The organism is Streptomyces sp. SAS_281 (assembly GCF_052542855.1).
Window position 1 is genome coordinate 34,566 of sequence record NZ_JBMNDO010000005.1, and the last position, 22,755, is coordinate 57,320.

Genomic DNA, 22,755 nt, shown 5'->3' on the forward strand with positions numbered 1-22,755 from the left:
TCTCAATCGTGTGGGGGTGGTGCGTGGTGCTACGCGTGCCGGCTGGGCACCGGTACGCGCGTCAGGTCCTGGGCGACGGTCAGCTCGCCCTCGTAACCGGCCGCCCGGGCTTCCGCCTCGAACGCATCCGGTTCCGGATAGCGCTGCGAGAAGTGCGTCAGGACGAGGTGCCGTACGTCCGCCTCCCGGGCGACCCGGGCCGCCTGGGAGGCGGTCAGGTGGCCGTGGTCGGCGGCCAGCTTCCGGTCCGCTTCGAGGAACGTCGACTCGATGACCAGCATGTCGCAGTCCTCGGCGAGGGCGTACACGCCGTCGCAGAGCCTGGTGTCCATGATGAACGCGAACCGCTGTCCGCGCCTGTGCTCGGACACGTCGGCGAGCGTGACCCCGCCGAGGGCGCCCTCGCGCTGGAGGCGTCCGACGTCCGGTCCCTCGATGCCGTGCTCGGCGAGCTTCGCGGGCAGCATCCGCCGCCCGTCGGGTTCGGTGAGCCGGTAGCCGTACGACTCGACGGGGTGCGAGAGCCGGTGGCTGTCGAGCGTGTACGCGGCGGTGGTGGCCAGCGGGCCGTCGGCGGCGACCGGGGCTTCGGTCAGCCGCACGGTCTCGCGGTAGGCGGTGGCGTACCGCAGCCGGTCGAAGAAGCGCTGCCCGCTCGCCGGGTAGTGGGCGGTCACCGGGTGCGGGACCTGGTCCAGGTTGATCCGCTGGATCACCCCGGCCAGGCCCAGCGAGTGGTCGCCGTGGAAGTGCGTGACGCATATCCGGTTGATGTCGTGCGCGGCGACCCCGGCCCGCAGCATCTGCCGCTGGGTGCCCTCGCCGGGATCGAAGAGGATGCCCTCGCCGTCCCAGCGCAGCAGATAGCCGTTGTGGTTCCGGTGCCGTGTCGGGACCTGGCTGGCGGTCCCGAGCACGACGAGTTCACGGACGGACATTATCCGGGCGGCCATTCCAGACCCCGGCCGCCCAGGACGTGCGCGTGGGCGTGGAACACGGTCTGGCCGGCGCCGGCGCCGGTGTTGAACACGACCCGGTACCCGGTCGCGTCGATCTTCTCGTCGGCGGCGACGTTGCCCGCCTCGCACAGCACGTCGGCGAGCACCTGCGGTTCGGCGGCACCGAGCGACGCGGCGTCCGGGTGGTGCAGGCGCGGGATGACGAGCACGTGGGTGGGGGCCTGGGGGTTGATGTCGCGGAACGCGACGGTGGTGTCGGTCTCGCGGACGATGGTGGCCGGGATCTCCCCCGAGACGATCTTGCAGAACAGGCAGTCGGGCTGCGGTTCTCCTGCCATTCGCTTACGCGCTCCTTGGTCCGGGTGATCCGTCGCGGCCCAGCCTATCCGGGGGCGCTGCCCCCGTACCCCCCGCGCCCCGATCGCCGGAGGGGCTTGCCTTTCGCTCCTGCCGGGCGAGATCGAGCCTCGCCGGCGTTCGAGGCGCGGGGTCCGGTGCGGCGCCCCGGTTTCGGGAAGGGGCGGGGCGGGGAGCAGGCCCGCCGCAGGCGCACCGCTCCCCACCCCGCTCAGCTCACCCCGGGAGCCCCGGCAGCTCCGGCGCCGCCTTCGCCGGCACCCGCTCCAGCGACTCCAGCGCGATCCGGATCGCCTCGTCCAGCTGAGGATCACGCCCCTCGGCGTGATCCCGCGGCGTCATCACGACCTCCACGTCCGGGTCGACGCCGTGGTTCTCGACGCCCCACCCGTACCCCTCCAGCCAGAACGCGTACTTCGGCTGCGTGACCAGCGTCCCGTCCACCAGCCGGTACCGGCTGTCGATGCCGACGACGCCGCCCCACGTCCGGACCCCGACCACCGGCCCGATCTTCAGCGCCTTGATCGCCGCGTTCACGATGTCGCCGTCCGACCCGGAGAACTCGTTCGCCACGGCCACCACCGGCCCCCGCGGCGCGTCGCCCGGGTAGCTCGTGGGGCGCATGCCGCGCGGCAGGTCCCAGCCGACGATGCGGCGGGCCAGCTTCTCCACGACGAGCTGCGAGGTGTGGCCGCCCCGGTTCTCCCGGACGTCCACGACCAGGCCCTCGCGCGCCATCTCGGTGCGCAGGTCCCGGTGGATCTGGGCCCAGCCGCCGCCGACCATGTCGGGGACGTGGAGGTAGCCGAGGCGCCCCCCGGTCCGCTCGTGCACGTAGGCCCGCCGGTCGGCGACCCACGCGTGGTAGCGCAGGGCCTCCTCGTCGGCGACGGGCACCACGACGACGTGGCGCCGGTCGCCCCCGTCGGCCGGGGAGACCGTCAGCTCGACGGGCTTCCCGGCCGAGCCGGTGAGCAGCGGCGCCGGCCCGGTGAGCGGGTCGACGGGGTGTCCGTCGACGGCCACGATCGCGTCCCCGGCCCGGACCGCCACGCCCGGCGCGGCGAGCGGGGAGCGGGCCGCCGGGTCCGACGTCTCGGAGGGCAGCACGCGGTCGACGCGCCAGCTGCCGTCCTCCGCACGCGAGAGGTCCGCCCCGAGCAGCCCCTGCCGGGCCGCGTCGTCGCGCCACCCGCCGGGCGGGGTGACGTAGGCGTGCGAGGTGCCCAGCTCGCCCTGGACCTCCCAGAGCAGGTCCATGAGGTCGTCGTGGGTCGCGACGCGCTCCAGGACCGGCCGGTAGCGGTCGAGGACCCCGGCCCAGTCGACGCCGCCCATGTCGGGGCGCCAGAAGTTGTCCCGCATGACGCGGCCGGCCTCGTCGTACATCTGGCGCCACTCGGCGGCCGGGTCGAGGGTGCGGCGGATGCGGGAGAGGTCGACGGTCACGGCGTCGTCGTGGTCGTCGTCGCCCGCGGGCACCCGGCTGTCGGAGGGGACGACGGACAGCTTGCCGTGGCTGACGACCGCCAGCCGCTTCCCGTCACCGCTGACCGCGAAACGGCTGACGTCCGAGGACAGCTCCTCGCAGCGCAGCTTCTCCAGGTCGTACCGCTCCAGGACGGTGTCCGGGCGGCGGGCGTCCGGGCCGGCCCCGCTGGTGCCGAGGACGCCGGTGAGCGGGTGGCGCAACCAGAGCAGCCCGTCGCGCGCGGTGCGCAGCGAGGAGTAGACGGCGGCCTCGACGGGAAGGGGCACGATCCGGTCGGCGAGGCCGTCCAGGTCGATGCGGGTGATGGGGAGCGCGGTGGGGTTGTCCTCGCCGTCGCCGCCCTTCTCCTTCTCCGTGGGCCGGCCGTGCAGCTGCGGCCCGAACGGGGAAGGCGTGGTCGCCGCGAGGGTGAGCAGATGCGGCCGACAGGACCCGATGAACGCCATGTCGAAGACGTGGGCGTCGTAAATGGGGTCGAAGGCGCGCTCGGAGAGGAAGGCCAGGTGCTTTCCGTCTGCGGTGAAGGCGGGCGCGAAGTCCCGGAACCGCAGAGGCGTCGCCTCGGCGACCGAGAGGTCGGCGATGTGGGCCAGCTTGAGCTGGCTGAGCGGCTCGGGGCCGGGGTGCGACCAGGCGAGCCAGGCGGAGTCGGGCGACCAGGCGAGGCCGGAGGCGTCACCGTTCTCGCTGCGGTCCACCTCGTGGATCTCGCCGCTCTCCCGCTCGACGATCAGCACCCGCCCGTCGTGTGCGGCGACCGCGAACCGGCTGCCGTCGGGGGCGGGGGCGAGGTCCAGGACGCGGCCCAGCCGGCCGGCCGCGAGGCGGCGGGGCGCGGCGCCGGGGGCGGTGCCGGTGGCGGGGGCGATCTCCAGCGCGTCGTCGCCCTCGGCGTCGGTGACCCAGACGACGTGCTGGTCGCCGTCGGCCTGGAAGGTGCGCGGCAGCCTGGCCCGTACGCCGGGCTCGGCGGCGAGCGCGCGGGCGGGGCCCTCGCGGTGGGTGACCCAGTGGACGGCGCCCCGCGACAGGACCGCGCTGCCCCGGCCGGTGCGGTCGGGCGACGCGCTGGTCAGGTGGCTGTCGGCGTGCAGCGGATAGGGCTGGAGGTCGGCGCGCTGACCGCCGAGCCGGACCTCGACGCGGCGGGGCCCGTCGCTCTCCAGGCTGTCCAGGAGCCACAGTTCGCCGGCCGAGGCATAGGCGACCCGGGTGCCGTCGGTGGTGGCCTGCCGGGCGTAGAAGGCGTCGACGGGGGTGTGCCGGCGCAGGTCCGTGCCGTCGGGGAGCGAGGAGTAGAGGGCGCCGGTGCCCTCGTGGTCGGAGAGGAACGCGATGCGCTCCCCCACCCACATCGGGCACTCGATGTTGCCGTCGAGGTCCTCGTGGATCCGGGCGAACTCCAGCGGGTCGTCCTCGGCCGCGATCCAGAGCTTGCCGGCCGTGCCGCCCCGGTAGCGCTTCCAGGAGGCGGCTTCGCGCCCCATGGTGGCCGAGAGCAGCAGGACCCGCCCGGCGGGCCCGTACGCGAGGGAGCCGACGGGGCCGTACGGGAGGGTCCGGGCGGGACCGCCGTCGACCGGGACGGCCCGGGCCCACGTGCGGCGCAGCGAGAGCTGGCCCTGGGTGCTGGTGACCAGGACGTCGCCTTCGGGGGTCCAGCCGCGCACGGTGGTGCGGGCGTCGCCCCAGTGGGTGAGCCGCCGGGAGGGCCCGCCGTCGGCGGGGGCGATGTGCACCTCGGGCGCTCCGTCGCGGGTGGACGTCCAGGCGACGAGGGTGCCGTCGGGAGATATGCGCGGCTGGGTGACGGGACGGTTGTCTGCGCTGACCCGCCACGCCCGGCCGCCGTCGAGTGGGGCGAGCCAGACGTCGTCCTCGGCGGTGAAGGCGATCACATCACCTTGGACATGGGGGTACCTGAGGTAGGAAGGCTGTGTCACACGATCACCCTAGGCCGCGGGTGTGCCGGGTGGCACGGGGTTGGCCGGAGTACGTCGTGCGGTGCGGGTCCGCCACCGGGGCATGGGGACCGGCGGTGACCGCCGACTCCCCCACCCTGCGCCCTCACTTGCCGGGGTACGCGGTGACCGTCACCGTCACGGTGGCCGTCGGGCCGACGCCCCGGCCCGGGGATCCGGCGGGCGGCGCGGTCGTGGCCGGGGCGGTGCAGTCGCCGAGCAGGGTGGCCCGGAAGACGGCGCGGCCACCGCTCTTCGCGGTCATGTCGCCGCGTACGCACCGGCCTTCGACCGCGTAGGTCACCTGCCCGTCCAGTGCGATGTCACCGCCGGACTTCGTCTTGCCGTCGCAGTGGACCTCGGCCGCCCGGCGCGTGGCGGAGGGCGTCGCCGAGCGGGTGGCACCGCCTCCGTCGAGCGAGGCCGTGCAGGTCAGCCAGCGCACCTTGACGCCTTCGTGCTCCAGGGCGCGGGTGGCGGTCCGGTCCGTGGTGAAGGCGACGGACGCGGTGTTCAACGCGCCGGTGGCGTCGCCCGGTTCACAGGCGGTAAGCCCGGCGACGGTGGCCGCGGCGAGGCAGAGCGCGGCCGGAAAACGACGGGCCGCACGACGGCCCCCTGCCCTTGATGTCCCCATGCGGGCAGCCTCCCACCGCAGGTGACGGCACGGTAGACCGATTCCGGGCACAACCACCCCATCGGGGACGGTTCACGACCAGCGCCCCGTGCGTCCCAGGAGCAGCGCCGTCGCCGCGGTGCCCGCCGTCGAGGTGCGCAGGACCGTGGGGCCGAGGCGGCAGGTGCGGGCACCGGCGGCGGCGAACGCGGCCAGCTCGTCCGGGGACACACCGCCCTCGGGGCCGACGACCAGCACGATCTCGCCCTCGTCGGGCAGGCCGACGGTGGCCAGCGGTTCGCTCGGGTAGTCGCGGTCCTCGTGCAGGACGGCCGCGAAGTCCGCCGCGGCCAGCAGGCCGGCGACCTGCTTGGTGGTGGCCAGGTCCGCCACGTCGGGGAACAGCACCCGGCGCGACTGCTTGCCGGCCTCGCGGGCCGTGGCCCGCCATTTGGCCAGGGACTTGAGGCCGCGGTCGCCCTTCCACTGGGTGATGCAGCGCGCCGCCTGCCACGGGACGACCGCGTCGGCGCCGGTCTCGGTCATCGTCTCCACGGCGACCTCGCCCCGGTCCCCCTTGGGCAGGGCCTGGACGACGGTGATCCGCAGCGCGGGGCGCGGCTCCTCGTGGACGGGGTCCAGGTCGCCGACGATCAGCCGGTCCTTGCCTTCGGCGGCGCGCACGACGCCCTGGGCCCACCGGCCGCGGCCGTCCGTGAGGACGACCTCCTCGCCGGTGCGCAGCCGCTTCACGGAGACGGCGTGGCGCCCCTCGGGCCCGTCGAGGACGAACTCGGGGGCGTCCGGCAGGTGGTCGACGACGAAGACGGGTGCCGTCACTGCGTGCTCCTTGTGCTCACTGCCGTCCGTGCGGCGTCCAGTTCCTCGGCGAGCAGCCGGACCAGCCGGCCGGCGGGCAGCTCGCGGGCCATCCGGTGCCCCTGCCCGGCCCACAGCGCCATGCCCTGGGCGTCCCCGGCGCGGGCGGCGGCCTTGCGCAGTACGGAGGTCATGTGGTGGACCTGGGGGTAGGCGGCGGGGGCGTACGGGCCGTGCTCGCGCACGAAGCGGTTGACCAGGCCGCGTGCCGGGCGCCCGGAGAACGCCCTGGTCAGGGTGGTCCGGACGAACAGCGGGTTGGTCAGGGCCTGTTTGTGCAGGACGTGGGCGCCGGACTCCGGGCAGGCCAGGAAGGCGGTGCCGAGCTGGGCGGCGTCGGCGCCCGCCGCGAGGACGGCGGCGATCTGGGCGCCGCGCATCAGGCCGCCCGCGGCGACGACCGGTATCTGCACGGTCCCGCGGACCTGGGCGACCAGGCTCAGCAGCCCGGTCCCGCCGTCCTCGGTCGCCGGGTCGTCGTGGAACGTGGAGCGATGGCCGCCCGCCTCGGTGCCCTGGGCGCAGACGGCGTCGGCCCCGGCCCACTCGGCGGCCTGGGCCTCCTCCGGCGAGGTGACCGTGACGACGGTGTACGTACCGGCGGCCGCGAACGCGTCGAGCGTGTCGCGCGAGGGGCAGCCGAAGGTGAAGGAGACGACCGGGACGGGGGCGTCGAGGAGGACGGCGAGCTTGTCCTCGTATCCGTCGTCGCCGGGGACGTCCGGGTCGCCGAGCTCCGTCTCGTAACGGGTGGCCTCGCCCGTGAGCCGGTGGCGGTAGTCCTCCAGCACGGCGGGGTCCGCCGGTTCGCACTGCGGCATGAAGAGGTTGACGCCGAAGGGCTGCCCGGTCAGCCCGCGCACCTGCTGGACCTCGTCCCGCAGGGCGTCCGCCGTCTTGTAGCCGGCGGCCAGGAAGCCGAGCCCGCCGGCCTCGGAGACCGCGGCGGCGAGCTGCGGGCAGGACGGACCGCCGGCCATGGGGGCCTGCACGACGGGGTACCGGCAGAGAGCGGTCAGCGCGGAGGGCATGACCGCATCGTGTCATGTCCTTCCTGTCCCGTGATGCCCGCCCCGCGACAGCCTCCGGCGGCGGCGCGGTACGGACCCGGAGGCCGGGCCCGTACCGCGTGCGCGCGACCGTCAGCGGCCGTTGAAGGCGTCCTTCAGACGGGAGAACAGGCCCTGCTGGCCCGGCTGGAACTGGCCGGTGGGCCGCTCCTCGCCGCGCAGCTTGGCCAGTTCGCGCAGGAGGCGTTCCTGCTCCGGGTCCAGCTTCATCGGGGTGATCACCTCGACGTGCACGATGAGGTCGCCGCGACCCCCGCCCCGCAGGTGGGTGATGCCGCGCCCGTGCAGCGGGACGGACTGGCCGGACTGGGTGCCCGGCCGGATGTCGACCTCCTCCAGGCCGTCCAGCGTCTCCAGCGGCACCTTGGTGCCGAGGGCCGCCGCCGTCATGGGAATGGTGACCGTGCAGTGCAGGTCGTCGCCGCGGCGCTGGAACACCGCGTGCGGCAGCTCGTGGATCTCGACGTAGAGGTCGCCGGCGGGGCCGCCGCCGGGGCCGACCTCTCCCTCGCCCGCGAGCTGGATGCGGGTGCCGTTGTCGACACCGGCGGGGATCTTCACGGTCAGCGTGCGCCGCGAGCGGATGCGGCCGTCGCCGGCGCACTCCGGGCACGGGGTCGGCACGACCGTACCGAAGCCCTGGCACTGCGGGCAGGGACGGGAGGTCATGACCTGGCCGAGGAAGGACCGGGTGACCTGGGAGACCTCACCGCGACCGCGGCACATGTCGCAGGTCTGCGCCGAGGTGCCGGGGGCCGCGCCCTCGCCGCTGCACGTGGTGCAGACGACGGCGGTGTCGACCTGGATGTCCTTGGTGGTGCCGAAGGCGGCCTCGGAGAGGTCGATCTCCAGCCGGATCATGGCGTCCTGGCCGCGCCGGGTGCGCGAGCGGGGCCCGCGCTGCGACGACGTACCGAAGAACGCGTCCATGATGTCGGAGAAGTTGCCGAAGCCACCCTGGCCGAAGCCGCCCGCGCCGGCGCCGCCGGACTGCGAGAGCGGATCGCCGCCGAGGTCGTAGACCTGTTTCTTCTGCGCGTCCGACAGGACCTCGTAAGCGGCGTTGATCTCCTTGAACCGCTCCTGGGTCTTCGGATCGGGGTTGACGTCCGGGTGCAGCTCGCGGGCGAGCCTCCGGAATGCCTTCTTGATCTCGTCCTGGGAAGCGTCGCGGCGCACGCCGAGTACGGCGTAGTAGTCCGTGGCCACTTACGACTCCGCCAGGATCTGTCCGACGTAACGTGCCACTGCGCGTACCGCTCCCATCGTTCCGGGGTAGTCCATGCGGGTCGGTCCGACCACGCCGAGTTTGGCGACTGCCTCGTCGCCCGAACCGTAGCCGACCGCGACGACGGACGTGGAGTTGAGCCCCTCGTGGGCGTTCTCGTGCCCGATGCGTACGGTCATGCCCGAGTCCTTGGCCTCGCCGAGCAGCTTCAGCAGCACGACCTGCTCCTCCAGTGCCTCCAGCACCGGCCGGATCATCACCGGGAAGTCGTGTCCGAAGCGGGTGAGGTTGGAGGTGCCGCCGATCATCAGCCGCTCCTCCGTCTCCTCGACGAGGGTTTCGAGCAGGATCGAGAGGACGGTGGACACGGTTCCCCGGTCCTCGCTCTCGAAGGATTCCGGCAGGTCCTGCACCAGCTGCGGGACGTCCGCGAACCGGCGCCCCACCACCCGGCTGTTGAGCCGGGCCCGCAGATCGGCGAGGGAGGTCTCGCCGAACGGCGCCGGGCAGTCCACCAGCCGCTGTTCGACCCGGCCGGTGTCCGTGATCAGCACGAGCATCAGCCGCGCCGGGGCCAGGGACAGCAGCTCCACATGCCGCACCGTCGAACGGGTCAGCGAGGGGTACTGCACGACGGCGACCTGCCGGGTCAGCTGCGCGAGCAGCCGTACGGTACGGCCCACGACGTCGTCCAGGTCGACCGCGCCGTCGAGGAAGTTCTGGATGGCGCGGCGCTCCGGCGACGAGAGGGGCTTGACGCCCGCCAGCTTGTCCACGAAGAGCCGGTAGCCCTTGTCCGTCGGGATGCGCCCGGCGCTGGTGTGGGGCTGGGCGATGAAGCCCTCCTCCTCCAGCACCGCCATGTCGTTGCGGACGGTCGCCGGGGAGACCCCCAGCTTGTGCCGCTCGGTGAGCGCCTTGGAGCCGACTGGCTCCTCGGTCCCGACGTAGTCCTGGACGATCGCGCGCAGCACTTCGAGTCTGCGTTCGCTGAGCATCGCGCGCACACCTCCAGCTCTCCACGTCGGTGTCCCGGGCCGTTCCCGGGATTCCTCCTGGCACTCGGTGCGTACGAGTGCCAGCGATCCCCGGCAAGTGTACGGCGACGGGGTGGTGCCCTAGCAAGGGCGACCGGCCACCGTGCCGCCCGATCGCGCAGGTCGCTGCCGATAGCGTCGCCGCATGGATGCCTCTTGGGAAGACTTCGGATGGGAGCGGCTGGGTCACGGAACGGGCCGCCGGCGCCTTCCCCGCTGGGACGCGACGGCCCTGCTGGTGGCCGGTCCGGGCGGGGCGCTGCTCTGCGACACCGGCTCGTCACTGCGCGAGGGCGTGGAACTGCGCACCCAGGCCGAGGCGCTGCTCGGCCGGAGGGTGACGCACATCGCACTCAGCCACCCCCATTTCGACCATGTGCTGGGCACGGCGGCGTTCGCCGGTGCGCGGGTGTACGGCTCCGAGGGCGCGGCGGAGCTGCTGCGGCGCGGGGCGGACGAGCTGTACGCGGACGCGGTGGCCCAGGGCCTGCCCGAGGCGGACGCGGCCGGGTCCGTCGATGTGCTGGTCGCCCCGGGCCACGAGGTGCGCGGGGAGCTGGCGGTGGACCTGGGCGGCGGCCGGGAGGTGGTCCTGGTGAACATGGGCGCGGCGCACAGCGGCCACGACCTCGCGGTGCTGGTCCCGGGCTCACCCGCCCTGGTGTTCTGCGGCGACCTGGTCGAGGAGTCCGGCGAACCCCAGGCGGGCCCGGACGCCCGCCCGGCGCGCTGGCCGGCGGCGCTGGACCGGCTGCTGGAGAAGGGCGGCGACGACGCGCTGTACGTGCCGGGGCACGGGGCGGTGGTGGACGCGGCGTTCGTCCGGGCGCAGCGGGAGGCGCTGGCGGGGCGGTTCGGCGTGTCGTAGGGGCGGCGGGTGCTCGGCCGCTTCCTGGCGGGGAAGGCGGGTGGGCAGGTGGCCTCCCGGTTCGGCGTGTCGCGGCTCTTCCCCGCTTATCGTCGTGCGATGCGCAGCTACCAGCCCGATCTGACCCCGCCGTGGAAGAAGTCCGCCCCCGCCCCGGAGGTGCCCGCCGAGACCGATCTGGTCGTGGAGGAGGCGGTCACCGGATTCTGCGGCGCGGTCATCCGGTGCGAGAAGACCGCCGAGGGGCCGACGGTGACCCTGGAGGACCGGTTCGGCAAGCACCGGGTCTTCCCGATGGCGCCGCGCGGCTTCCTGCTGGAGGGCCGGGTCGTCACGCTGGTGCGCCCGTCGGCCGGGGGTCCGGTACGGCCCGCGCGTACGGCTTCCGGTTCGGTGGCGGTGCCCGGGGCGCGGGCGCGGGTGGCGCGGGCGGGACGGATCTACGTGGAGGGACGGCACGACGCGGAGCTGGTCGAGCGGGTCTGGGGCGACGACCTCCGCATCGAGGGCGTGGTCGTGGAGTACCTGGAGGGGATCGACGACCTGCCGGCGATCGTGCGGGAGTTCGCACCCGCGCCGGACGCCCGCCTCGGGGTGCTGGTCGACCACCTGGTGCCCGGTTCCAAGGAGTCCCGGATCGCGGCCCAGGTGTCGGACGGCGACGTGCTGGTGGTCGGACACCCGTACATCGACGTGTGGGAGGCCGTGAAGCCCGCGTCGGTGGGGATCGCCGGATGGCCGGTGGTGCCGCGCGGGCAGGACTGGAAGACGGGCGTGTGCCGGGCGCTGGGCTGGCCGGAGAACACCGGCGCGGCCTGGCAGCGCATCCTGTCCTCGGTCCGCTCCTACCGCGACCTCCAGCCCGAACTCCTGGGCCGGGTCGAGGAATTGATCGATTTCGTCACCCTTCCGGACTGATGTCCGGCGGGCCTTCCCGTCGATCCGGCACCGATCCGGATGAATGCCTGCGCCTCGCACACATCATCGGTTATTGAGTGGGGCCAGGCTCTTTTCGCGAGGGAAGGCACGGGGCGATGGCACGCGAGGTCTGGCGGGACAGTGCGGAGAACGAGGCGGCCTCCGCCGTCTTCCACTTCGTGCAGCAGCTCATCGACCGCTACCGCGACAACCGGCCCGTGATGCCGCTGGTGGTCCTCCAGGCCGCCGACGCCGACGTGCCGCCCGCCGTGGACGCCCGGGTCGAGCAGATCGTGCGCCAGATCCACCGGGCCAACCAGCCGCGCCGCGTCCCCCTGAGACTGCTCGACGGGCGCGGCGACACCCCGTACGACGCGGCGCTCGACATGGTCCGCACGCTGACCGAGAAGCCGTGGGAGACCCGGGGCGGCTCGCAGTACAAACCGTTCGCCTTCCCCCGTTCCCGGCTGCTCGGCGCCATCGAACAGGCCACCGAGGCCGTGCTGCGGGACCCGGACCCGGGCTGCTCCCGGGACCAGCGCGACGAGCGGATCCTGGAGGAGCTGAGCGCGCTGCGCTGGCGGGCCGGGCGGAGCGGCCGGGGCACCTGGTGGACCGCGTTCCGTGAGTCGGTGCGGCCGGAGACGTTCGTGGGGGCCGTGGTCATCGCGGTCCTGGGTGTGCTGCTCGGCGAGATCGGCTGGCTGCCGACCGTGCTGGTGGCCGTGGGGGCGGTCCTCGGGCTCGCGGTGGTCCGGCTGCTGTCGACGTCGGCGCCGCCGCTGCTGTGGCTGCGCCGGGCCAGCAAGTGGTTCGCCACCACCTCGTCGCTGGCCGCCGCCAGTACCGGCTATCCGTCGGACGGCTGGTCCCGGTTCTCCCCGAGCGGTTCGTGGCGGGTGATCCGGGCGCGGGCGGCGGTGGTCGCCGGGCGGGTGGCCGACGCGGCGGCGGGCGACGAGCGGTCCCGCCAGTTCCACCTGGAGCTGCGGGTCCAGGCGCTGCTGGAGGACCTGCGCAACAACTACCGGCCGCACGCCGCGGACTGGCGGCGCGGCAAGCGGACCGTACCGCCGGTGGTCTTCCTGCCGAGGGCCGTCCAGAGCAACGGCGGCGTCCAGCTGATCAACGCGGTCAACAACGTCCGCTCCCGGCGCAGCGAGGTCGATCCGCTGCTGCTCCTGGCCTCCCTGCCGGCGGCCGAGATCCTGCGGCACACCCCGCCGCTGCCGCCCGACCCGCCGCCCGCGCACACGGGTGCGGCGCGGGCCAGGTACGAGGACTGGGTCGGCCACCTCAGCGTGGGCCAGTCGCCCTCGGGCACGGCCACACCCGCCTGGGTGCTGCGGCTGCCGCTGTCGACGGCGCAGCTGACCCATGAGCACGCGCACGCGCAGCTGTCCACGGAGCGGGTGCGCAGGACGTGGGTGTGGTGGGTGATGTCGCGGACGACGGTCGCCGTCCTGATGGCCGGCGCGCTGCTGGGGACGATGCTGCTGAGCAACCACCTGGCCGATCGCTACTGCCACGGCCCGCTCACGGACGTCGACACCGACTCGGTGCGGCTGGACGGTCCGGGCGGCGGGGGCAAGGAGTGCGTCGGCGTGGCGACGACCACCCGGGTGCGCTTCGCGGAGGGCAACGAACTGGAGCTGGACGGGGCCGGGGCGGGGGTCACCTTCGACCGGATCGAGCGGGCGGTGGCCGAGGAGAACGCCTCGATCGAGCCGGGCGACAAGTACGTCACGCTGATCTACGCGGGCCCGTTCACCGCCCCGTCCCCGGAGCGCACCCGCAAGGCCCTGGAGGAGCTGACCGGCGTCTATCTCTTCCAGCACCACACCAACACGCTGGACTTCTCCGTCAAGCTGCGGGTGCTGAGCGCCAACGGCGGGCAGGACATGCTCCAGCAGATACCCGCGGTGAAGAAGATCATCGAGGTGGCCGAAAGGGACCGGTCGGTCGTCGGCGTGGTCGGGCTCGGACGCGACACCACGGACAGCCCGGAGGCCACCGCGCTCCTTCAGCAGGCGGGCCTGCCCGTGGTGGACACCACCAACTCCGGCGGCTATCTGGCGACGGACTACTCCAACTACTTCGGCCTGGCGGCCACCGACCGGGAGCAGGCGGACGCCCTCGGCCTCGTCGCCGAGCAGGTGGCCGAAAAGGCGGCCGGCAAGCACAAGCCGCATGCCCTGGTCCTGTCGCGCAAGCTCGGCAACAACGACAAGGACCGCTACACGCTGGAGCAGCAGGAGGTGGGCAGCGCGATGCTGGAGAAGTCGGGCTTCGAGCTGTCGGATCCCGTGGAGTACGACCTCGGCCGCCGCAGCAGCGCCGACCTGGACCGGCCGGTGCAGCGGATCTGCGCGGCGGACCCGGCGCCGGACGCCCTGTACTTCGCGGGCCGGGTCGAGGACGTCGCCAACCTGATGAGCCGGCTCACCCACAGCTGTTCGCGCCGCCCGATCACCGTCTTCACGGGCGACGACCTGTCCAAGGCCCGGCTCGACGCGAGCACGGACACCACGAGGAACGTCACGCTGTACCACACGACCCTCGCACCGATGAGCCGCGGCCGCGCCGACGGCTTCTACGAGGAGTCGCGCCGGGCCCTGGGGAAGCTGCTGTCCGAGGGCGCGACGCTTCCCCGCCTGCCTGCGTCGAAACCGTACGAGGACCCGCTCTTCGCGAGCGGCCAGTCGGTGATGGCGTACAGCGCCACGGCCGCGTTGTACGACGCGGCGAGCCACGGCGACGCGGCGAACAGCGCCGCGGAGACATGGGCGAACCTCTACGCGGTGAATCTGCGGAAGATGCCCACGGGGACGGTCACCTTCCGCGGCTTCATCCCGTACGAGGCGCAGGCGGGCCACGGGCTGGACGTCGTGCAGATCACCTACCCGGACGGCCGGAGCCGCGCCCGGATCATCTGCGGCCGGGCGGCGGGGGCGCGGGCGCTGACACCGGCGGGCTGCCCGCTGAAGTGAGCGGGGCGTACTCGGGGGCGTACGCCTTGGTCAACGCGTACCGGGCGTGCTCAGGGGCGTACGCCTGGATGCGCGTACGCCCCTGGGCGCCCCGCTCAGTCCACCAGGTCGCGCACCACCGCGTCGGCCAGCAGCCGCCCGCGCAGCGTCAGCACGGCCCGCCCGTACTCGAACGGTGCCGGTTCCAGGAGGCCGTCGGCCACCGCCCGGCGGGCCGCCGCGAGGCCGGCGGGGGCGAGCAGGGAGAGCGGGCAGCCGTCCACGAGCCGCAGTTCCAGCAGGATGCGCTCGACGCGGCGGTCCTCGGCGGACAGGATCTCTCGCCCGGCCCCCGGCGAACGCCCCTCGGCCAGAGCCTGTGCGTACGCCCCCGGGTGCTTCACGTTCCACCAGCGCACGCCCCCGACGTGGCTGTGCGCGCCCGGCCCGGCGCCCCACCAGTCGGCGCCCCGCCAGTACAGCTCGTTGTGCAGGCAGCGGCCCTCGGGCGTACGGGCCCAGTTCGAGACCTCGTACCAGGAGTAGCCGGCGGCGGCCATCGCCTCGTCCGCGATGAGGTAGCGGTCGGCGTGCGCGTCGTCGTCGGTCATCGGGATCTCGCCGCGCTTGATGCGGCGGGCGAGGCCGGTGCCCTCCTCCACGATCAGGGCGTACGCGGACACGTGGTCGGGCCCGGCACCGATCGCCGCGTCCAGGGACGCGCGCCAGTCGTCGTCGGACTCGCCGGGGGTGCCGTAGATCAGGTCCAGGTTGATGTGCTCGAAGCCGGCCGCACGCGCCTCGGCCACGCACGCCTCGGGCCTGCCCGGGGTGTGCGTGCGGTCGAGGATCTTCAGGACGTGCTGCCGGGCGCTCTGCATGCCGAAGGAGATCCGGTTGAAGCCGCCCTCGCGCAGCTCGGCCAGGTAGGCGGGGCCGACGGACTCCGGGTTGGCCTCGGTGGTGATCTCGGCGTCGTCCGCGAGCCCGAACTCCTCGCGGACCGCCGCCAGCATCCGGACCAGGTCAGCCGCGGCCAGCAGGGTCGGCGTGCCGCCGCCGACGAAGACCGTGCGGACCGGGCGCGGGTCGTCGCCGAGGACCTTGCGGGCCTGGCGGATCTCGCCGACGAGGTGGGAGGCGTAGTTGTCGCGGGAGGCCAGCGCGCCGCCGGAGCCGCGCAGCTCGGTCGCCGTGTACGTGTTGAAGTCGCAGTAGCCGCAGCGGGTCGCGCAGTACGGCACGTGCAGGTAGAAGCCGAGCGGGCGGCCGGCTGCGCCTTCCAGGGCATGGCGGGGCAGCGCCCCGTCGTCGGGCACGGGTTCACCATCGGGCAGTACGGAAGGCATACCGCCCATTGTCGCGCGCCGCCCGGCGAACGGACGCCACACCCCGGACCGGCGCTACTACTCGGCCTGGAGCACCAGCAGCGCCAGGTCGTCGTCCGGCGGGCGCTCGGCGAAGTCGTGCACGGCGTGCTTGATGCGCTCCGCGATCTCCTCCGCGCTCAGCCCCGCGCACCCCGACAGCGCCTTCGCCAGCCCGTCCCCGTCGTCGAACATCAGGGCGCCCGAGCGCCGCTCCGTGACCCCGTCGGTGACGCAGAGCAGGCTGTCACCGGGCGCTAGGTCGAAGCTCTGGGTCCCGTAGACGGCGTCGTCCATCAGTCCGAGCAGCAGCTGCGGCTCGGCGGCGGGCCGCACGGTGCCGTCCGGGCGCAGCAGCAGCGGCAGCGGGTGCCCGGCGCTGGCCAGGGTGCAGCGCGCGCCGCCGCCGGGCAGCGGCACCAGCTCCCCGTACAGCAGGGACAGGAAGCGGGACTGCCCGCCGTTGTCCGCGGAGTGCTGGCCGCCGGCGGCGGCGACCATGAGCGCGGCGGCCTCGGCGGCCTCCATGGCGTCGTCCAGGAGCAGCCGGTTGAGGCGGACCAGGACCTCGTCGGCCTGGAAACCCTCGCGGGCCAGCAGCCGCAGCCAGGGGCGGGCCAGGCCGGTGACGACGGCGGCCTCGGGGCCGCTGCCCTGGACGTCGCCGAGGACGAAGCACCAGCGGTCGCCGGGGCACGGGAAGATGTCGTAGAAGTCACCGCCGACGACGCCGTCGTCGCTCGGTTCGTAGACGAGGGAGCTGGCCACGCCCGGTATCCGGGCGACCTTGCTGGGCAGCAGCCCGCGCTGGAGGATGCGGCTGATGGTGGCCTGGCGGGTGTAGGCGCGGGCGGCGCCCACGGCGAGGCCGACCCGGCGCACGAAGTCCTCGATGAGGGCCGTCAGCTCGTCGGGCAGGCGGTCGGTGGACTCGCGGCCCAGCAGCACGGCTCCGAGGGTGCGGCCGCCCGAGGTGACGCGGTAGGCGAACGCGACGCCCTCCTCCTCGTCCGGTGGTTCGCCGTCCTCCGCGCTGCCGGGCCACGGCATGGAGACGGCACCGGTGCCGACGCGTTCAGGCAGCCGGAGCGGGTCGCCCTCCAGCAGGGCGCGCAGCGGACCGATCCGTTCCTCGTCCACGTGCCAGATCTTGGCGAGGCGGGGGACGGCCGCGGGGCCGCCGCTCTCGGGCTCCAGCCAGATCGCGCACCAGTCGGCGAGGCGGGGGACGAGTAACTGACCGGCGAGGGCCGCCACGATGTCCTCGTCCAGCTGCCCGGCCAGCAGGTCGGACGCCTCGGCGAGGAACGACAGCGCGCCGCGCCCGGCCCAGTCCCCGTCGTCGCGGGCGGGCCGCCGGGCGGTGGGGGCGAGCAGTTCGGCGGCGCGCAGCCCCCGGTCGAGGCCGGTCTCGCCGCGTCCCTCGGGGAACGGATTCCAGTCGTCCACGGGGAGCCGGGCCCAGACGGTCTTCGTGCCGGTGCGGTAGGTGATGCCCCACCGCTCGGCGAGGGCGGCGACGATGTCCAGGCCGCGCCCGTAGTCGGCCGGCTCGCCCACGTTCTCGGCGCTGTGCGCGTGGTCGCCGCGGACCGTGCGGCCGGGGTGGTGGTCGGCGACCTCCAGGACCAGTGCGGCCTCCTCGTCCTCGGTGGCCTCCTCCAGCCGGAAGAGCAGTTCGACCGCGGTGCCCGCGTGCACGACGGCGTTGGTCACCAGCTCGCTGACGATCATCGCCGCGTCGTCGGACAGCCGCTCGCTGAACCCGACCGCGGCGGGCAGGCCGAGCCCGGTCCACTCGTCCAGCGCGGCGGTGACGAACCGCCGGGCCGCGGCGGGCGCGAGGAGGTTGCCGGGGAGGCTGGTCCGGGCGACCGGCTGTGCGCCTGTGGCGGCGGTGGTTCCGGGACGCTGCACGATGTCCCGCTGCAAGGGAATGGACCCCACAGGGCGGCTCCTGACCTGTTCTCGCTCTGCCTGTTTCTCCGTGGTGCGCCGCTGACGACACGGACAGAGTGACAGATCGGCCCCTCACATACGCGTCGAGTTACCGAAGTGGGAGGTCACGATGTTGCTGCGAGAACGCGCCGGCCCCCCGCGCCGGAGTGCGCGGGGGGCTTTCGGGGGGCGTGGGGAGGTGGAGCGGGCGCCGCGCGGAGTGCGGATCACGCCTCCCGGGAACCGGCGTACATCTCCTCGATGAGGTCCTTGTAGGTGCGCTCGACGACCGGCCGCTTCAGCTTGAGGCTGGGCGTGACCTCGCCGTGCTCGATGTCGAGGTCGCGCGGGAGCAGCCGGAACTGCTTGATGGTCTGCCAGCGCTGGAGGCCCTCGTTGAGGCGCTTCACGTAGCCGTCGATCAGCTCGACGGTCTTCGGGGAGGCCACGACGTCCGCGTACGACTTGCCCCCCAGGCCGTTCTCGGCGGCCCAGCCGAGGATGGTGGGCTCGTCCAGGGCGATCAGCGCGGTGCAGAAGTTACGGTCCGCGCCGTGCACGAGGATGTTGGAGACGAACGGGCACACGGCCTTGAACTGGCCCTCGACCTCGGCGGGCGCGATGTACTTGCCGCCCGACGTCTTGATCAGGTCCTTCTTGCGGTCGGTGATCCGGAGGTAGCCGTCGACGGAGAGCTCGCCGATGTCGCCGGTGTGGAACCAGCCGTCGGCCTCCAGCACCTCGGCGGTCTTGTCCGGCAGGCCCTGGTAGCCCTGCATGATGCCGGGGCCGCGCAGCAGGATCTCGCCGTCGTCGGCGATCCGCACCTCGGTGCCGGGCAGCGGCTTGCCGACCGTGCCGGTGCGGTAGCTCTCGCCCGGGTTGACGAAGGAGGCGGCGCTCGACTCGGTGAGGCCGTAGCCCTCCAGGATGTGGATGCCGGCGCCGGAGAAGAAGAGCCCGATGTCGGGGGCGAGCGCGGCGGAGCCGGAGACGCAGGCGCGGAGCCGGCCGCCGAACGCCTCGCGGATCTTGGCGAAGACCAGCGCGTCGGCGACCTTGTGCTTGCTGCCGAGCGCGAAGGGCACGGAGGCCTTGCCGGTGCGCCGGAAGTTGTCCTGGGAGACCCTGGCGTACTCGCGGGAGACGCCGGCCGCCCACTGGAAGATCTTGTACTTGGCGGCGCCGCCCGCGCGCGCCTTGGCCGCGACCCCGTTGTAGACCTTCTCGAAGATGCGCGGCACGGCGGCCATGTAGGTCGGCTGGACGACCGGCAGGTTCTCGATGATCTTGTCCACGCGGCCGTCGACGGCGGTGACGTGGCCGACCTCGATCTGCCCGGAGGTGAGGACCTTGCCGAAGACGTGGGCGAGCGGCAGCCAGAGGTACTGGACGTCGTCCTTGGTGATCAGGCCGGTGGAGACGGTGGCCTTGGCCATGTACGACCAGTTGTCGTGCGGCAGCCGTACGCCCTTGGGGCGGCCGGTGGTGCCCGAGGTGTAGATGAGGGTCGCCAGCTGCTCGGAGGTGATGGCGTCGACGCGCTCGCGGACCGCCGCCGGGTTCTTCGCCAGGTGCTCGGCGCCCAGGGCCTCCAGCTCGGCCAGGGTGAGCACCCAGCCCTCGGGGTCGCCCTCGGCCGGACCGGCGCCCTCCGCGTCGATGACCACGACGTGCGCCAGGTCCGGGAGCTCGGCGCGGCGCTCGCGGGCCTTGGCCAGCTGGGCGGCGTCCTCGGCGATCAGGACCCGGCTCTCGGAGTCGGCGAGGATGAACGCCGACTCCTCGGCGTTGGTGGAGGGGTAGACCGTGGTGGTCGCGGCGCCCGCGCACATGACGCCGAGGTCGACGAGGATCCACTCGACCCGGGTGGACGAGGCGAGAGCGACGCGCTCCTCCGGGTTCACGCCGAGCGCGATCAGCCCGGCGGCCACGGCGTACACCCGCTCGGCGGCCTGCGCCCAGCTGAGCGACTTCCACTCGTCGGGGCCATCGCCGCCGGCCGCGGGCACCGGGTAGCGGTACGCCTCCCCGTCCGGGGTGGCCGCCACCCGGTCGATGAAGAGGGTCGCCACGGAGGGCGGACGGTTATCGATCATGGTCTGTGTGTCGCTCACGACATCCTCCGGGCCTGCGGCGGTGGTGCTTGCTGCTGTCTGCGTCTACGTGCTGCGATCCCGCTTGCTTAACTGGCGAGTAACTAAGAAGTCGTGATCAGGGTAGAGCGCCCGCGCGCCCCGCGTAAGAGGCAATCGGACCCCGCTTGATAACGAACGGGCCCCCGTATCGCAGCGTGCTGCCTGCGATACGGGGGCCGCCTGTCCTGCCGGGACTACTTCTTGGTCTTGCCTTCCCCGGCGGACTCGTCGGTCGACAGCACGGAGATGAACGCGTCCTGCGGCACCTCCACGTTGCCGACCATCTTCATCCGCTTCTTGCCTTCCTTCTGCTTCTCCAGCAGCTTGCGCTTACGGGAGATGTCGCCGCCGTAGCACTTGGCGAGCACGTCCTTGCGGATGGCGCGGACGGTCTCACGGGCGATCACCCGGGAGCCGATGGCCGCCTGGATCGGCACCTCGAAGTTCTGCCGGGGGATGAGCTTCTGCAGCTTGGCGACGAGGCGCACGCCGTACGCGTACGCCTTGTCCTTGTGCGTGACCGCGGAGAACGCGTCGACCTTGTCGCCGTGCAGCAGGATGTCGACCTTGACGAGCTGGGCCGACTGCTCGCCGGTGGGCTCGTAGTCGAGGGAGGCGTAACCGCGGGTCTTGGACTTCAGCTGGTCGAAGAAGTCGAAGACGATCTCCGCGAGCGGCAGCGTGTAGCGGATCTCGACCCGGTCCTCGGAGAGGTAGTCCATGCCGAGGAGGGTGCCGCGGCGCTGCTGGCACAGCTCCATGATCGCGCCGATGAACTCGCTGGGCGCCAGGACCGTGGCCCGGACGACCGGCTCGTGCACCTTGTCGATCTTGCCCTCGGGGAATTCACTCGGGTTGGTGACGACGTGCTCGGTGCCGTCCTCCATCTCGACCCGGTAGACCACGTTGGGCGCGGTGGCGATGAGGTCGAGGCCGAACTCGCGCTCCAGCCGCTCGCGGACCACGTCCAGGTGGAGCAGGCCGAGGAAGCCGACGCGGAAGCCGAAGCCGAGCGCCGCGGAGGTCTCCGGCTCGTACACCAGGGCGGCGTCGTTGAGCTGGAGCTTGTCCAGGGCCTCGCGCAGGTCCGGGTAGTCTGAGCCGTCCAGCGGGTAGAGCCCGGAGAACACCATCGGCTTGGGGTCCTTGTAGCCGCCCAGCGCCTCGGTCGCCCCGTTGTTCAGCGAGGTGATCGTGTCACCGACCTTGGACTGCCGGACGTCCTTCACCCCGGTGATGATGTAACCGACCTCGCCGACGCCGATGCCGTCGGAGGGCGTCATCTCCGGCGAGGAGACACCGATCTCCAGCAGCTCGTGCGTGGCGCCGGTCGACATCATCCGGATCCGCTCGCGCTTGTTCAGCGAGCCGTCGACGACACGGACGTACGTGACGACGCCCCGGTACGAGTCGTAGACCGAGTCGAAGATCATCGCGCGGGCGGGCGCGTCGGCGTTACCGACCGGGGCCGGGACGTCCCGGACGACGCGGTCGAGCAGCGCGTCCACCCCCATCCCGGTCTTCGCGGAGACCTTGAGCACGTCCTCCGGCTGGCAGCCGATGAGGTGGGCCAGCTCCTCGGAGAACTTCTCGGGCTGCGCGGCCGGCAGGTCGATCTTGTTGAGCACCGGGACGATGGTGAGGTCGTTCTCCATCGCCAGGTAGAGGTTGGCCAGGGTCTGGGCCTCGATGCCCTGCGCGGCGTCGACCAGCAGGATCGTGCCCTCGCAGGCGGCCAGCGACCGGGAGACCTCGTACGTGAAGTCGACGTGGCCCGGCGTGTCGATCATGTTGAGGACATGGGTGCTGCCCTGGCCCTCACCGGTGGTCGGCGCCCAGGGCAGCCGGACCGCCTGGGACTTGATGGTGATGCCGCGCTCGCGCTCGATATCCATCCGGTCGAGGTACTGAGCGCGCATCTGCCGCTGGTCGACCACCCCGGTGAGCTGGAGCATCCGGTCGGCGAGGGTCGACTTGCCGTGGTCGATGTGCGCGATGATGCAGAAGTTGCGGATCAGCGCCGGGTCGGTACGGCTCGGCTCGGGCACGTGGAGAGGAGTCGCGGGCACGCAGGGTCCTGATTCTTGAGACGCCGGACGCCGGACGCCGTGTCTCGGGTCGGTTCGGGTCGGGGCGGATCTGTACGTAGCCTCCATCGTCCCACGCCTGCGCGGCGGCGACCGGTTTGGGCCGGTCGGACCGCTCCTGCTACCGTGGACAGCTGTGCCATGTGGCTCTCGGGCCGCACGGACACACATCGAAGATCCAACGAACCTGAAAAGGCTCTTTCGTGGCGAACATCAAGTCCCAGATCAAGCGGAACAAGACGAACGAGAAGGCGCGCCTGCGCAACAAGGCCGTCAAGTCGTCGCTCAAGACCGCGATCCGCAAGGCCCGCGAGGCCGTCGCCGCCGGCGACGTCGAGAAGGCCACCGTCGCCGTGCGCGCCGCGTCCCGCCAGCTGGACAAGGCCGTCTCGAAGGGTGTCATCCACAAGAACGCCGCCGCCAACAAGAAGTCGGCGCTGGCCTCCAAGGCTGCCACCCTCCAGGGCTGAGCGATCTGATCCCTATGCCGGGACGGACCAAGCGGGCCCTCTACCCCGCTCCTGCCCGGCCCCCGCGCCGCACACCGAACCTGCGTTCGCCACGCGGGTGCGACGCACCAGTCTGAACCCGAGGCCCCGCCACCCTTTCCCCAGGGAGCGGGGCCTTCGGCATGAGCGCTCCTCCCAGCCCGTCCGGCGCTTGAGGACGCCCGCCCGCACGGCAGAACCAGCCCGTCCGGCGCTTGAGGACGCCTGAACGGCAAGTTCCAGCCCGTCCGGCGCTTGAGGACACCCGCCCGCACGGCAGAACCAGCCCGTCCGGCGCTTGAGGACACCCGCCCGCACGGCAGAACCAGCCCGTCCGGCGCTTGAGGACGCCTGAACGGCAAGTTCCAGCCCGTCCGGCGCTT

Annotated in this window: 16 protein-coding genes; 4 read left to right on the forward strand and 12 right to left on the reverse strand. The window is 72.9% G+C overall.

Translation table 11 applies throughout. The annotated features are described in order from the left end of the window. Positions 1-29 precede the first annotated feature (29 nt). The 8 genes from ACN6LM_RS03600 to hrcA form a co-directional block, all read right to left on the reverse strand. Positions 30-938, reverse strand: coding sequence for a ribonuclease Z (locus ACN6LM_RS03600; protein WP_445063858.1), 909 nt, complete (start codon positions 936-938; stop codon positions 30-32). Beyond that, positions 938-1,297, reverse strand: a complete 360-nt coding sequence (locus ACN6LM_RS03605) for a histidine triad nucleotide-binding protein (protein ID WP_164402993.1) — start codon at positions 1,295-1,297, stop codon at positions 938-940. The genes ACN6LM_RS03600 and ACN6LM_RS03605 overlap by 1 nt, the downstream gene beginning before the upstream one ends. A 235-nt stretch (positions 1,298-1,532) precedes the next feature. Then, positions 1,533-4,751, reverse strand: a complete 3,219-nt coding sequence (locus tag ACN6LM_RS03610; protein ID WP_445063802.1) for a S41 family peptidase — start codon at positions 4,749-4,751, stop codon at positions 1,533-1,535. A 124-nt stretch (positions 4,752-4,875) separates the two neighbouring features. After that, the gene (locus ACN6LM_RS03615) at positions 4,876-5,406 is read right to left on the reverse strand and encodes a hypothetical protein (RefSeq protein WP_445063803.1); all 531 of its coding nucleotides are present in this window, start codon (positions 5,404-5,406) and stop codon (positions 4,876-4,878) included. Between the two features lie 72 nt (positions 5,407-5,478). Further along, a complete protein-coding gene (locus ACN6LM_RS03620) occupies positions 5,479-6,225 on the reverse strand; it encodes a 16S rRNA (uracil(1498)-N(3))-methyltransferase (RefSeq protein ID WP_445063804.1) in 747 nt (248 codons plus the stop codon). Beyond that, complete coding sequence (locus ACN6LM_RS03625; RefSeq protein ID WP_445063805.1) at positions 6,222-7,295, reverse strand: nitronate monooxygenase; 1,074 nt, start codon at positions 7,293-7,295, stop codon at positions 6,222-6,224. Before ACN6LM_RS03625 ends, ACN6LM_RS03620 begins: the two co-directional genes overlap by 4 nt. Positions 7,296-7,406: 111 nt before the next feature. Further along, positions 7,407-8,543 carry a molecular chaperone DnaJ gene (dnaJ, locus tag ACN6LM_RS03630; protein WP_445063806.1) on the reverse strand — a complete coding sequence of 379 codons (1,137 nt, stop codon included), beginning with the start codon at positions 8,541-8,543 and terminating at the stop codon, positions 7,407-7,409. Next, positions 8,544-9,560: a heat-inducible transcriptional repressor HrcA gene (hrcA, locus tag ACN6LM_RS03635; protein ID WP_018103247.1), complete on the reverse strand. Its 1,017-nt coding sequence runs from the start codon at positions 9,558-9,560 to the stop codon at positions 8,544-8,546. Between the two features lie 184 nt (positions 9,561-9,744). Between hrcA and ACN6LM_RS03640 the strand changes: the two genes are divergently transcribed. The 3 genes from ACN6LM_RS03640 (at position 9,745) to ACN6LM_RS03650 (ending at position 14,375) form a co-directional block, all read left to right on the forward strand. Further along, complete coding sequence (locus ACN6LM_RS03640; protein WP_445063807.1) at positions 9,745-10,467, forward strand: MBL fold metallo-hydrolase; 723 nt, start codon at positions 9,745-9,747, stop codon at positions 10,465-10,467. A gap of 99 nt (positions 10,468-10,566) precedes the next feature. Continuing rightward, on the forward strand, positions 10,567-11,385 hold the full coding sequence (locus ACN6LM_RS03645) for a DUF3097 domain-containing protein (protein ID WP_164404452.1): 819 nt from the start codon (positions 10,567-10,569) through the stop codon (positions 11,383-11,385). A gap of 116 nt (positions 11,386-11,501) precedes the next feature. Continuing rightward, complete coding sequence (locus ACN6LM_RS03650) at positions 11,502-14,375, forward strand: ABC transporter substrate-binding protein (RefSeq protein ID WP_445063808.1); 2,874 nt, start codon at positions 11,502-11,504, stop codon at positions 14,373-14,375. Between the two features lie 95 nt (positions 14,376-14,470). Here the strand turns inward: ACN6LM_RS03650 and hemW are convergent, their stop codons facing one another. The 4 genes from hemW to lepA form a co-directional block, all read right to left on the reverse strand. Next, positions 14,471-15,703, reverse strand: coding sequence for a radical SAM family heme chaperone HemW (gene hemW / locus ACN6LM_RS03655; protein ID WP_445063809.1), 1,233 nt, complete (start codon positions 15,701-15,703; stop codon positions 14,471-14,473). 57 nt (positions 15,704-15,760) lie between these two features. Continuing rightward, the gene (locus ACN6LM_RS03660) at positions 15,761-17,653 is read right to left on the reverse strand and encodes a SpoIIE family protein phosphatase (protein WP_445063859.1); all 1,893 of its coding nucleotides are present in this window, start codon (positions 17,651-17,653) and stop codon (positions 15,761-15,763) included. Between the two features lie 233 nt (positions 17,654-17,886). Continuing rightward, on the reverse strand, positions 17,887-19,776 hold the full coding sequence (locus ACN6LM_RS03665) for an AMP-dependent synthetase/ligase (RefSeq protein WP_445063810.1): 1,890 nt from the start codon (positions 19,774-19,776) through the stop codon (positions 17,887-17,889). A 215-nt stretch (positions 19,777-19,991) separates the two neighbouring features. Next, positions 19,992-21,866 carry a translation elongation factor 4 gene (gene lepA / locus ACN6LM_RS03670; protein WP_445063811.1) on the reverse strand — a complete coding sequence of 625 codons (1,875 nt, stop codon included), beginning with the start codon at positions 21,864-21,866 and terminating at the stop codon, positions 19,992-19,994. A gap of 221 nt (positions 21,867-22,087) precedes the next feature. Between lepA and rpsT the strand changes: the two genes are divergently transcribed. After that, on the forward strand, positions 22,088-22,354 hold the full coding sequence (gene rpsT / locus ACN6LM_RS03675; RefSeq protein WP_018103239.1) for a 30S ribosomal protein S20: 267 nt from the start codon (positions 22,088-22,090) through the stop codon (positions 22,352-22,354). Positions 22,355-22,755: the final 401 nt, after the last annotated feature.